At 69.6% G+C, this 12940-nt stretch carries 5 protein-coding genes; all 5 read right to left on the bottom strand.

Annotation, left to right across the window (positions count from 1 at the left end; all coding sequences use genetic code 11):
• Positions 1 to 106 precede the first annotated feature (106 nt).
• Complete coding sequence (locus A3A5_RS0112440; RefSeq protein WP_018310897.1) at positions 107 to 2683, bottom strand: glycogen/starch/alpha-glucan phosphorylase; 2577 nt, start codon at positions 2681 to 2683, stop codon at positions 107 to 109.
• Between the two features lie 106 nt (positions 2684 to 2789).
• Positions 2790 to 5051 (bottom strand): 4-alpha-glucanotransferase, encoded by a 2262-nt coding sequence (gene malQ, locus A3A5_RS0112445; RefSeq protein WP_018310898.1) that lies wholly within the window; start codon positions 5049 to 5051, stop codon positions 2790 to 2792.
• Positions 5048 to 7309 carry a glycogen debranching protein GlgX gene (gene glgX / locus A3A5_RS0112450; protein WP_018310899.1) on the bottom strand — a complete coding sequence of 754 codons (2262 nt, stop codon included), beginning with the start codon at positions 7307 to 7309 and terminating at the stop codon, positions 5048 to 5050. The genes malQ and glgX overlap by 4 nt, the downstream gene beginning before the upstream one ends.
• Positions 7306 to 9576: a 1,4-alpha-glucan branching protein GlgB gene (gene glgB, locus A3A5_RS0112455; protein ID WP_018310900.1), complete on the bottom strand. Its 2271-nt coding sequence runs from the start codon at positions 9574 to 9576 to the stop codon at positions 7306 to 7308. Before glgB ends, glgX begins: the two co-directional genes overlap by 4 nt.
• A complete protein-coding gene (gene treS / locus A3A5_RS0112460) occupies positions 9573 to 12932 on the bottom strand; it encodes a maltose alpha-D-glucosyltransferase (protein WP_018310901.1) in 3360 nt (1119 codons plus the stop codon). The genes glgB and treS overlap by 4 nt, the downstream gene beginning before the upstream one ends.
• Positions 12933 to 12940 lie beyond the last annotated feature (8 nt).

The raw sequence follows: 12940 nt of genomic DNA on the forward strand, positions 1-12940 counted from the left end.
CCGCATGCTGGCGGGGGCAACTGCCGGCGCGGGCTTTGTTACATGGGCCATTGTAGAAACTACCGGGTGGTGCGGACGTGCGTTAGCCCACGCCCGCAGCGCTGCTTCAGGCGGCACGCGGGGCGTGTGCCGGAGATTCACCCTGCCAGGGCGCGCCGCTGGCGCGGTGCAGCAGCCGCACCGGCACCGGCTCGATGCGCCAGATGCGCTCGCAATACTCGCGGATCGCCCGGTCCGAGGAAAAGCGCCCGGAGCGCGCGCAAGACAGCACCGACATGCGTTGCCAGCGCGCCGGCTCGGCAAAGGCCTGCGAGACTTTCTCCTGGCACTCGATGTATGAGGCGAAGTCGGCCATCAGCAGGTAGGGGTCGTGCCTCTGCTGAGGGTCGAACAGCGGACGGAACAGCGCCGGGTCGCCGCGCGAGAAAAAGCCTTGCTGGACCAGGTCGATCACCGCGCGCAGCTGCGGGTTGCTGTGGTAGTAGGCGGCAGGATCGTAGCCGCTTGCACGCAGCGCATAGACCTCTGGCGCGGTCAGGCCGAACGGGAAGAAGTTGTCGTTGCCCACGGCTTCGCGCAGCTCGATATTGGCGCCGTCCATGGTGCCGATATTGAGCGCGCCATTCATTGCGAATTTCATGTTGCCGGTGCCGGACGCTTCCTTGCCCGCCAGCGAGATCTGCTCGGCCAGGTCGGCCGCCGGGTAGATGCGCTGCCCGTAGGTGACGTTGAAGTTGGGCAGGAACACTACCTTTAGGCGCTCGCGCACCTGCGGGTCGCGGTTGACCACGTCGGCCACCGAAGTGATGAAGCGGATCATCAGCTTGGCATAGGCATAGCCCGGTGCCGCCTTGCCGCCGAACAGGAAGGTGCGCGGCTGGATCTCGGCGCCGGGATCGGACTTGATGCGGTGATACAGCGCGATCACATGCAGGACCGCAAGGTGCTGGCGCTTGTATTCGTGGATGCGCTTGACCATCACGTCGAACATGGAGGAAGGGTCCACCACCACGCCGGTGGTGTCGCGGACCAGCTCGGCCAGCGCCACCTTGTTCTGGTGCCGCGCGGCGTGCCATTGTTCGCGAAAGCCCGCGTCCTCGGCATACGGCTCGAGCGCGCGGATCTGCGCCAGGTCGGAGATCCAGCCGTCGCCGATCGCCTCCGACACCAGCCGCGTCAGGCGCGGATTGGACAGCGCCAGCCAGCGCCGCGGTGTCACGCCGTTGGTGATGCTGGTGAATTTCTCCGGCCACATCTCGTGGAAATCCTTGAGCACGTCCTCGCGCATCAGCCGTGAGTGCAGCTCGGCTACGCCGTTGATGGCGTGGCTGCCCACGCACGCCAGGTTGGCCATGCGCACATGCCGTTCGCCGTGCTCATTGATCAGCGACAGCCGCGCCAGGCGCGATTCGTCGCCGTAGAAGCGGATCCGCACCTCGTCCAGCAAGCGCGCGTTGATCTCCAGGATGATCTCAAGATGGCGCGGCAGCACACGGGCAAACAGCGGCAGCGGCCATTGCTCCAGCGCCTCGGGCAGCAGCGTGTGGTTGGTGTAGGCAAAGGCATTCTGGGTGATGTGCCAGGCCTCGTTCCAGGGCAGGTCATGGTCGTCAACCAGCAGCCGCATCAACTCGGCAATGCCGACGGCCGGGTGGGTGTCGTTCAGTTGCACCGCGAACTTCTCGTGGAAGCGCGTCACGGGGATGCCGTCGACGGCGAGCAGCCGCAGCATGTCTTGCAGCGAACAGGCGACGAAAAAGTACTGTTGCTCCAGCCGCAGCTCCTTGCCCTGGCTGGTCTCGTCGTTGGGGTAGAGGACCTTGGTCAGGTTCTCGGAGGTGACCTTCTTGCTGACCGCGCCAAGGTAGTCGCCGCGGTTGAAGGTATGGAAGTCGAACGCCTCGGTGGCGTCTGCGCGCCACAGGCGCAGGGTGTTCACGGTATTGACGCGGTAGCCCAGGATCGGCGAGTCGAATGGCACACCCACCACGGTCTTGGCCGGCACCCAGCGTACGCGGTAGTGGCCACGGTCGTCGGTGTAGTGCTCGGTGTGGCCGCCCAGGCGCACCTGCACGGCCCACTCTGAGCGCTGGATCTCCCAGGGGTTGCCGTTGCGCAGCCAGGTGTCGGTGGATTCCACCTGCATGCCGTCGATGATGGTCTGCTGGAAGATGCCGTATTCATAGCGGATGCCATAGCCGAGCGCGGGGATTTCCAGCGTCGCCAGCGAATCCATGAAGCAGGCCGCCAGCCGGCCCAGGCCGCCATTTCCCAGCCCCGGCTCGACCTCTTGCTCCAGGATGCGGTCGAGATCCAGCCCGGCAGCGGCCATGGCCTCGCGCACCTCGTCGAAGATGCCCAGGTTGATCAGGTTGTTGCCCAGGTGCGGACCCATCAGGAATTCGGCCGACAGGTAGGCGACGGTGCGCGAGGGCTGGCCCAGATAGGCTTCGGCGGTGCTGATCCAGCGCTGCACCAGGCGGTCGCGCACGGTATGCGCCGCCGCCTGGTAGAGGTCGTTCTGGCTGGCGTGGCCGGGCAGCTTGCCCTGGGTATGGAAGACGTGGTCGAGGAAGGCCCGGCGCAGGCTGGCGCCGGACAGGGCGGTACGGGTGTCATCGGCATGCTCGGGCCGGACGGTATGGATGTCATCGGCATGCTCGGGCCGGACAGATTCCTTCATGGCGAGGCTCCTGCGCATGTGCGTGGGTCAAGCTTAGTGGATGGAGCAATCCCTGCAGGGAGATCGCGGCGCTGGTCTTGCAAGCGGCACTTTTGCGGGCCCGTGGCTACGCGCGTGGCGGCGGATGGCGTGCGCCGTGCCGGCCGCCGCGCAGGGCGTCAGCCCGCGCCCGCACCGCCGGGGTATCGAACAGCGCACGTACGTCGGCATCGAGCCGGCGCTGCCAGTTGGGATGGACGCTGGTGGTGCCGGGCAGGTTGGGCTGCTCGGCTTCGCCCAGCAGGTCTTCCAGCGGCACCAGGCGCATGGCGGTGCGCGCCGTGCCCAGCCATGCCAGCACGGCATCGAGCGGGGTATGGGCGGGGCCCGGCACGGCGCCGCTGCACAGCCCCGCTTCGCACAGCGCCTGCCATAGCGCGCCGCGCTCGCGCGCACGGCCGGCTTGCAACGCTTCGAGGGTTTCGCCAGGCGCCAGCAGGTGCAGCCGGTCGCGCCACGCAAGGTCACGGCCGGCCCACCAGCCAGTGACTGTGGGGAGGTCATGCGTCGAGGTGGTGGCGACGGCATCGGGCGGCCAGGCTGCGGGAGGCAGGAAGGCCGGCACGGTGTCGGGCACGGTGTCTGGCACGGGGGCGGGCACCCGGCGATCTGCCTGCGCCGCCTCGGCTGGCGCGCACTCTTCGCGCTGGAACCACAGCACATCGATGCCCAGCACGCCACGGGCCGACAGCACCGCATTCAGCTCCGGCGGCACCGTGCCCAGGTTCTCGCCGATGATGATCGCGCGGTGCCGCCATGATTCCAGCGCCACCAGCCGCAACATGTCCTGCAGCGGATAGCGCAGATAGGCGCCCTCGCTGGCCGGGGCACCGGCCGGCACCAGCCACATGCGTGCCAGGCCAAGCACATGGTCGATGCGCAGGCCGCCGGCATGGGCCAGGTTGGCGCGCAGCATCTCCAGGAAGGCGGCATAGCCGCGGCGGCGCAGCCCGCGCGGCGAGAATACCGCCACGCCCCAGTCCTGCCCGAGCGGGTTGTACAGGTCCGGCGGCGCGCCGGCATGGAAGCCCGCCAGGATTTCCTGTTGCCGCGTCCAGGCCTGGCTGCCGCCAGGGTCGGCGCCCACCGCCAGGTCGGAGACGATACCGACCGCCATGCCCGCGGCGCGCGCCGCGCGCTGCGCGCGTGCCATGCCGTCGGCGGCGATCCATTGCAGGAAAGCGTGGTAGGCGACCTCATCGGCATGCGCCTGTGCAAAAGCCGCCACGGCGGCATCGCCGGGCGAGCGCAGCGTGACCGGCCAGCAGTGCCAGTCAGGCGCGGGGTTGTGGTTCATGCCGTTGGCGCTGTCGGCCAGCCGCTGGGCCTGGATGGCCTCATAGCAGGCGTGCGCGTGCAACGCAGTGCCGCCGCGCGCGCGAAAGGCGGCGCAGTCATCGAGCGCCGCGCGCGGCAGCAGCGCTTCGCTGCGCTCCCATAGCCACCGCAGGATGGCGTAGCGCAGCGGCGTCAGCGTGATCCAGTCGATCTCGCTGCGGGCTTCCAGCGCTTGCAGCGACTCGCCCGCGCCGAGCGCGGCGACGGCCCAGTCTACCGCGGCCTGCCCGAATTGCACGGCGGGGTCGGCATAGAGCGGATTCAGGAACAGGCGGCTGGACGGCGCATACGGGCTGTAGCGCTCGGGCAGGGCGGCAAAGCCGGCGTGCAGCGGGTTGATGGCCACGGCGTCGGCGCTGGCGCCGGCCGCGCTGATGCAGCACTGGGCCAGCGCGCTCAGGTCGCCCATGCCGCAGGGCGCGCCGCGGCGCAGGCCGTAGAGCTGCACTGCCAGGCCCCAGGGCCGGGTCAGTTCGCCCGCGCGGCCGGCGTGCCGCAGCGCATCGGCGACGCCGTAGCAGCGCGGCGGCGCGATCGCCAGCACGGTGTGCGCATCGCCCAGTTCGAGGCGGTGGTAGCCGCATACGTCAATGGCGGGCAGCAGCATGGTGCCGCCGCTGTCGCGCGCGCTGTCACCGTTGCCACGCACCGCGGTGCCGGTGACGATGGCGCCGTCTTCCAGCGTCAGCCGGTAGGACCGCTGCGGCAGCGCACGCGGCCACGGCACCGACACCGGCTTGCCGCGTTCGGCGGTGACCAGGGGCGGCAGTGCATGCGCGGCGTCATCGGAGGCAAGCCACGCGCGCGACGCTTCGCACTGGCCATTGGTGGCGCCAGGCAGTCCCAGGCCGTCCAGCACGCGCCGCAGCGCGGCGTCGGAGACCGTCTGGGGCTGGTTCCAGGCATCCGTCCACTGAGGCAGCAGGCCCGCGCGCAGCGCCAGCGCATGCAGCGGCGTGGGCGCGTCGTGGCGGGTGGCGCGCCGGCTCACGCTTGTGCCTCCTGCGGCGCGCCCGGAGGCGGGCTTTCCTGGGGCGCGCCCAGGGGCGGGCTTTCCTGGGGCGCGCTGTGGCGGCGGCGGGCTTGGGCCGCCAGCAGCACCAGCGAGTGGCCCGCCACCGCCAGGCTGTTGGCGACCGCCTCGCCCGCGAGTTCGGCCTCAGTGGCGTCGGGCCGGCTGCTGTCGAACAGCAGCGTCCAGGCCAGCGCGGGCTCGGGCAGCAGGAAGGATGCATCGGCATCGCCGGCGTTGAGCAGCAGCAAGGTCACCTGCACGCTGTCAGCATCGCTCTCTTCGTCTTGCGCCATCGAGCCCAGCTGTGCACGCTCCGGTTGGGGCGGCGTGGCCGCGCGGCGCAGCGCGAGCGTGCGGATCTCCGGGTCGGCCCATTCCTCGGGGGTGGGCGGCTTGCCGTCGGTATCGAACCAGGCAATATCGGCAATGCCCTGCGCCGGCTCCTCGCGCCCGTGCGCGAAGCGGTCGCCGGCCAGCGAGTGCAGCCGCCGGCGCAGGGCCAGCAGGCGGCGCACCATGTGCTGCAGCGGCTGCGCGCCGGGCGTCTGGGCCTGCTTCCAGTCCAGCCACGAGATCTCGTCGTCCTGGCAGTAGGCGTTGTTGTTGCCCTGCTGGCTGCGGCCCCATTCGTCGCCGGCGGTCAGCATGGGGGTGCCCTGCGACAGCAGCAGCGTGGCCATCAGCGCCTGCGCCACGTGCGCGCGGCAGGCCAGGATGGCGGGGTCGTCGGTGGGGCCTTCGATGCTCCCGTCGGGACTCCAGTTGGCGCTGGCGTTGTCGTCGGTGCCGTCGCGGTTGTCTTCGCCGTTGGCCTCGTTGTGCTTGCTGCTGTAGCTGACCAGGTCTGCCAGCGTGAAGCCGTCGTGCGCGGTGATGAAGTTGATGCTGGCCCACGGGCGCCGGTGGCGACGGTCGAAGAGGTCGGCCGAGGCCGCCAGCCGCGCCGCCAGTTCGCCGCGGTGGCTGGCGTCGCCGCGCCAGAAGCGGCGCGCCACATCGCGGAACTTGTCGTTCCACTCGGCAAAGCCGGGCGGGTGGTTGCCAAGCTGGTAGCCGCCCGGGCCCAGGTCCCACGGCTCGGAGATCAGCTTGACGCGGCTCAGCACCGGGTCCTGCATCAGCGTATCGAAAAAGCCCGAGCCGGCATCGAAGCCATTGCCCTCGCGCCCGAGGGTGGTGCCCAGGTCGAAGCGAAAGCCATCGACGTGGTAGCACTGCACCCAGTAGCGCAACGAGTCCATCACCATCTGCAGCACGCGCGGATGCGACACGTTGAGCGTATTGCCGCAGCCGGTGTCGTTGATGTAGTGGCGCTCGTCGCCCGGCACCAGCCGGTAGTAGCTGGCGTTGTCCAGCCCTCGCCACGACACTGTCGGCCCCAGCTCGTTGCCCTCGCAGGTATGGTTGTAGACCACGTCCAGGATCACTTCGAGGCCGGCGGCGTGCAGGCGCCGCATCGCCACCTTGAGTTCCTGCAGTTGCCCGGTGCCCAGGTAGGCGGGCTCCGGTGCGAAGTACGCCATGGTGCTGTAGCCCCAGTAGTTGCGCAGTCCGCGCTCCAGCAGGAAGCGGTCCTGCAGGATGGCGTGGACCGGCAGCAGCTCGACAGTGGTGATGCCGAGCTGCACCAGGTGGTCGATAAAGCGTGGGTCGCACAGCGAGGCGAAGGAACCGCGCAGGTTGGGCAGCAGGTCGCCGCGCAGCATCGACAGGCCTCGCAGGTGGGCTTCATAGATGACGGTGGACGGCCACGGCACCGCGGGCGGGCGGTCGTCGCCCCAGTGGAAGCTTTCGTCGACGACCACCGCCTTGGGCATGGTCGGAGCGCTGTCGCGGCGGTCTGGTGTCAGGTCGCCGCGCGCACTTTGCAGGCGGTAGCCGAACAGCGCATCGGACCAGCGCACCGGGCCGCTCAACTGGCGCGCATACGGGTCCAGCAGCAGCTTGTGCGGGTTGAAGCGGTGGCCGTGCGCGGGATCGTAGGGGCCGTGCGCGCGGTAGCCGTACAGCGTGCCGAGCGCCGCGTCGGGCAGGTAGCCGTGCCAGATCTCGTCGGTGCATTCCGGCAGCCGCAGGCGCGCCAGCTCCTTGCGCCCGTTGTCGGAGAACAGGCACAGGTCGATGCGGGGGGCGTGGGCCGAGAACACCGCGAAATTGACACCCAGGCCGTCCCAGTGGGCTCCGAGGGGATACGGCTTGCCGGGCAGCAGCCGGTCCGCGAACTGGCGGCTCATGCCGATGCGCCCTGGATGCCACCGCCTGGATCGAAGCGCAGCACCAGCGTGGCCAGCGGCGGCAGCGTCAGCGCGAGCGAAGCCGGCTGCCCGTGCGAAGGCACGTCCACTGCCGCTACCGCGCCGCCATTGCCGACATTGCTGCCGCCGTACACGGCAGCATCGGTATTCAGGCATTCCTGCCAGGCGCCGGCGTACGGCACCCCGAGCCGGTAGCCATAGCGCGGCACCGGGGTCATGTTGACCACCACCAGCACCACCTCGCGGCTGAGAGGGCCCGCGCGGCGCAGCCACGCGAACACGCTGTTGTGGTTGTCGTCGCCCACCACCCACTGGAAGCCTTCCGGGCGGTGGTCCAGCGCATGCAGCGCGGGCAGCTCGCGGTAGAGGCGGTTCAGGTCACGCACCAGCGTGTGCATGCCGCGGTGCATCGGGTGGTCCAGCAAGGCCCAGTCAAGCTCGGCATCGTGGTTCCATTCCTGCCACTGCGCCAGCTCGCCGCCCATGAACAGCAGCTTCTTGCCCGGGTGCGCCCACATGAAGCCGTAGTAGGCGCGCAGGCCGGCAAAGCGCTGCCAGTCGTCGCCGGGCACCTTGCCGATCATCGAGCCCTTGCCGTGCACCACTTCGTCATGCGACAGCGGCAGCACGAAGGCCTCGGACCACGCATAGACCAGCCCGAAGGTCATGTCCTGGTGGTGCCAGGCGCGGTGGACGGGCTGGTGCCCGAGATAGTGCAGCGTGTCGTGCATCCAGCCCATGTTCCACTTGAAGTCGAAGCCAAGCCCGCCGCTGGCGACGCTGGCGGTCACGCCGGGCCACGCGGTGGATTCTTCGGCGATGGTCAGCGCACCGGGGCAGCGTTCGTGGACCACGGCGTTCAGTTCACGCAGGAAGTCGACGGCTTCCAGGTTTTCCCGGCCGCCGAAGCGGTTCGGCACCCACTGTCCGGGCTCGCGGCTGTAGTCGCGGTAGAGCATGGATGCCACCGCGTCCACCCGCAGGCCGTCGGCGTGGAAGTGCTCCAGCCAGTGCAGCGCGGCGGCCAGCAGGAAGCCGCGCACCTCGTTGCGGCCGAGGTTGTAGATCAGGGTGTTCCAGTCCTGGTGGAAGCCTTCGCGCGGGTCCTCGTGCTCATAGAGCGCGGTGCCGTCGAAGCGCGCCAGCCCGTGCGGATCGGTCGGGAAGTGCGCGGGCACCCAGTCCAGGATCACGCCGATGCCGGCCTGGTGGCAGCGGTCGATAAACGCGGCAAAGGCCTGCGGCGGCCCCAGCCGCGCGGTGGGCGCGTACAGCGACAGCGGCTGGTAGCCCCAGGAGCCGCCGAACGGGTGCTCGGTAATGGGCAGCAGCTCGATATGGGTAAAGCCCAGTTCCTGCACGTACGGCACCAGCCGCCCGCCCAGGATTTCCCAGCCGCGTTGCGGGTCGTTGGCCGCCTGCAGCCACGACAGGGCATGGACTTCATAGACGGACATCGGCGCGGCATAGGGATCAGCGGCGCCGCGGCGCGCCATCCAGTCGGCGTCGTGCCAGGCGAAGGGGGGCGCGCCCTGGTCCGGCCCGGCCACCACCGAGGCGGTGGCGGGGGGCGCCTCGGTGGCCTGCGCGAGCGGGTCGGCCTTGTCCGGCAGCTCGGTGCCGTGCGGGTCGAGCAGGTCATACTTGTAGCGGCTGCCGGGCTGCGCGCCCAGCGCGGCGGGGATGAACAGCTCCCAGATGCCGCTCGGATGGCGCAGCCGCATCGGGTGCCGCGCCGGGTGCCAGCCGTTGAAGTCAGCGATCACCGAAACCCGCTGCGCGTTCGGCGCCCACACGGCAAAGCGCACGCCGTCGATGCCGTCCACGCGCTGCCACTGCGCGCCCAGGCAGGCGCCCAGCTCGAAGTGGCGGCCCTCGGCGATCAGGTGCAGGTCCAGCTCGCCCAGCAGCAGGCCAAAGGCGTAAGGGTCGGCGCTGCACTGGCCGGTGCCGTCGGACCATTGCACGCGCAGCCGGTAATCAGGCGGACTGCCCTTGTATTCGCGCGGCAGCCGCGCGGCGAAGACGCCGCCGCCGTGCAGCCGCGCCATCTCCGCCAGTGGCGTGCCGCCGGCATCGGTCAGCTGCACCGACGCCGCCCCTGGCAGGCAGGCGCGCACCAGCGTGCCGTCGCCGTCAGGGTGCGGACCCAGCACGGCAAACGGGTCATGGTGGCGTGCACCGAGCAAGGCCTCGAGCTCGTGGCCCGGCAGCATGCCGGGCTGCGTGCCATGGGCGGGGGTCATAGCTGGTCTCCCGGCGGTACCAGCTTGCGCAGCAGGCGCGCCAGGCCGCTCACCGGCAGGTCGATCCACGCCACGCGGTTGGCGGCTTCGTAGTCGACCTCATAGGCCGCCCGCTCCAGCAAGAACAGGTCCAGCAAGGGCTGCAACTGGTCGGGCGCGACCCAGGGTGCGCCCGAGTCCTGCATGTGCTGGTGGTAGCAGTTCAGGAAGGCTTCGCTGGCGGTGGTACGGAAGCGCTCCAGCAGCACCGCGCGGCGTTCGGCCAGCTGCGGCGGCAGTTCGCTGTGGGTGCGTTCCTGGCGGTCGGTGCCGACCGTGGCCGCGGCGTAGTCCAGCGAGCGCAGCAGCCCGGCCACATCGCGCAGCGGCGAGGTCTTGCGGCGGCGCCAGTCCAGCGGCAGGCCGGGCTCGCCCTCGAAGTCGACCAGGTAGGTGTCGTTCTGCGCAATCAGCACCTGGCCCAGGTGGAAGTCGCCGTGGATGCGCGTCTGCAGGCTGCCCGGCGCGGCAGCGGCGAGCTGTTCGACCAGCGCGGGCAGCGCGTCGCGCGCGGCCATCAGGGTCTGCACGTCGGCCTCGAGGGTCTGGCGCACCGGTCCCGGCACGGTGGCTAACGCAGGCTCCAGCCGCGTCAGCGCGCGTTGCAGCGCACGCATGGCTTGCCCGGCCCACGCGCGCGCATCGCCGTCGGTTGCCGGCAATGGCGCGAAGGCGTCGTCGCCGGTGGCCCGTGCCAGCACCGCATGGAGCTCGGCCAGCCGGCGGCCGAGCGTGCCAGCCAGCGCGGCGTAGCCGGTCATGGCCTCGGCAAACTCGTCCTCGCTCTCCTGCGAGGGCAGCGCGTCATCGATGGCGCGGCCCAGGTAGTCCAGGGTCCAGTCCCAGCCATTGCCCTGGTTCAGGACATAGCCCTGCAGCAGCATCAGCGTATGTGGCACGCCATCCGGCCCGGTGCGCACCACCTCGCCCAGCAGCGGTGCCGCGTGCGCATAGGCCTGCGCGGTCAGGTAGCGCGTCATCTCGGCCTCGGGGTGGATGCCGCCAGAGACCCGGCGCACCATCTTGAGCACGGCCGTGTTGTTGTAAGACAGCGAGCTGTTGGACTGCTCGGCCGACATGTATTCGATCGGGTCGCGCTCCAGTTCCAGCGCGGCCAGGCCGGGCTCGGCACGGAAGTGGATGATGTCGTTTCCGGCCTGCATCTGCACGTCATTGCGCAGCGCGCGCACCACCTCGCGCGCAAAGGGCTCGACCACGAAACCGTCGGTGGCCAGCCCCACGCGGCTGCCCTGGCGCACGCGCGCCATCGACAGGCCATGTGCCAGCTGCGACACGCTGTCGGCGCTCTCCCGGTCCCACAGGATGCCCAGCGGCAGCTGGTAGCGCTCGGTGCGGCCAGGCAGGACCACTTCGACCTCGCCCAGGTAGACATCTTCGCCGCTGCTGCCGCGCGCAAATGGCAGCACATAGGCCAGCTCGATGCGCTCGATGCGCTCGTGCTTGGCGCCGAACCAGCGGCGCCGGCTGACGTAGTGCGGCAGCACGTCGCTGGCCATGATGCGGCGCGAGGCGTCGGTCAGCTCCGGCCGGCCAATGTTCTGCATCACGAGGGTGATCTGGTCTGGCATTTGCTCAGGCGCCTCCACGTGCCACGACGGCGGCTGCGCCTCGTCGCTGAGCACGAACCAGTAGAAGCCATAGGGCGGCAGCGTCAGCAGGTAGGTCAGCGTGCCGATGGCAGGGAACGGCGTGGCGCCCATCATCTCCACCGGCACGCGGCCGTTGAAGGCGGACAGGTCCAGCTCCACCGCCTGCGGCGCGCGCGACAGGTTGGCCACGCACAGGATGTGCTCGTCCTCGTACTCGCGCAGGTAGGCCAGGATCTTGCGGTTGCCCGGGAACAGGAAGCGCAGCGTGCCGCGGCCGAAGGCGTGGTGCTTGCGCCGCAGCGCCAGCATGCGCCGCATCCAGTTCAGCAGCGAATGCGGGTCGCGCGCCTGCGCCTCGACATTGACCGCCTCGTAGCCGTACAGGGGGCCCTGCAGCGTCGGCAGCACCAGGCGCTCGGGATCGGCGTGCGAGAAGCCGCCGTTGCGGTCGGGCGACCACTGCATCGGCGTGCGCACGCCGTCGCGGTCGCCCAGGTGGATGTTGTCGCCCATGCCGATCTCGTCGCCGTAGTAGATCACCGGCGTGCCGGGCATCGAGAACAAGAGGCTGTTCATCAGCTCGATGCGGCGGCGGTCGCGCTCCATCAGCGGCGCCAGCCGGCGGCGGATGCCCAGGTTGATGCGCGCGCGGCGGTCCGAGGCATAGACCTCCCACAGGTAGTCGCGCTCGCTGCCGGTCACCATTTCCAGCGTCAGTTCGTCGTGGTTGCGCAGGAAGATGGCCCACTGGCAGTTGGGCGGCACCTCCGGCGTCTGGCGCATGATGTCGGTGATCGGGAAGCGGTCCTCACGCGCGATGGCCATGTACATGCGCGGCATCAGCGGGAAGTGGAAGGCCATGTGGCATTCGTCGCCCTCAGGCTCAGGCCCGGTCAGGCCGAAGTACTGCTGCGCGTCCTCGGGCCACATATTGGCTTCGGCCAGCAGCATGCGCCCGCGGAAGTGCTGGTCCAGGTGGGCCCGGATATGGCGGATGATCGCGTGCGTCTCCGGCAGGTTCTCATTGCTGGTGCCCTCGCGCTCGACCAGGTAGGGCACGGCGTCAAGGCGCAGGCCATCGATGCCCATGTCGAGCCAGAAGCGCATCACCGACAGCACTTCGTTGAGCACCTGCGGGTTGTCGAAGTTCAGGTCCGGCTGGTGCGAGTAGAAACGGTGCCAGAAGTAGGCGCCGGCGACCGGGTCCCAGCTCCAGTTGGACTTTTCGGTATCGCAGAAGATGATGCGGGTGCCAGCGTAGGACTGGTCGTGGTCGGACCACACGTAGTAGCGGCGCGCGGCAGAGCCGGGCTTGGCCTTGCGCGCGCGCTGGAACCAGGGGTGCTGGTCCGAGGTGTGGTTGATCACCAGTTCGGTGATCACGCGCAGCCCGCGTGCATGGGCCGCGGCCACGAAGCGCCTGGCCTCGGTCAGCGTGCCGTAGTCGGGATGGACATTGCGGTAGTCGGCGATGTCATAGCCGTCGTCGCGTCGCGGCGACGGATAGAACGGCAGCAGCCACACCGTGTCTACGCCCAGGTTGACCAGGTAGTCGAGCTTGGCCAGCAGCCCGGCAAAATCGCCCACGCCGTCGCCGTTGGCGTCGTAGAAGGACTTGATGTGGAGCTGGTAGATGACCGCGTCCTTGTACCAGAGCGGATCGGCGTTGAGCAGGTCGGCACTGCCGGTTTCGGTAAGGCGTTTCATCCGTGTCT

It is taken from the genome of Cupriavidus sp. UYPR2.512, from assembly GCF_000379565.1.
In the GTDB taxonomy this organism is placed as follows: Bacteria; Pseudomonadota; Gammaproteobacteria; order Burkholderiales; family Burkholderiaceae; genus Cupriavidus.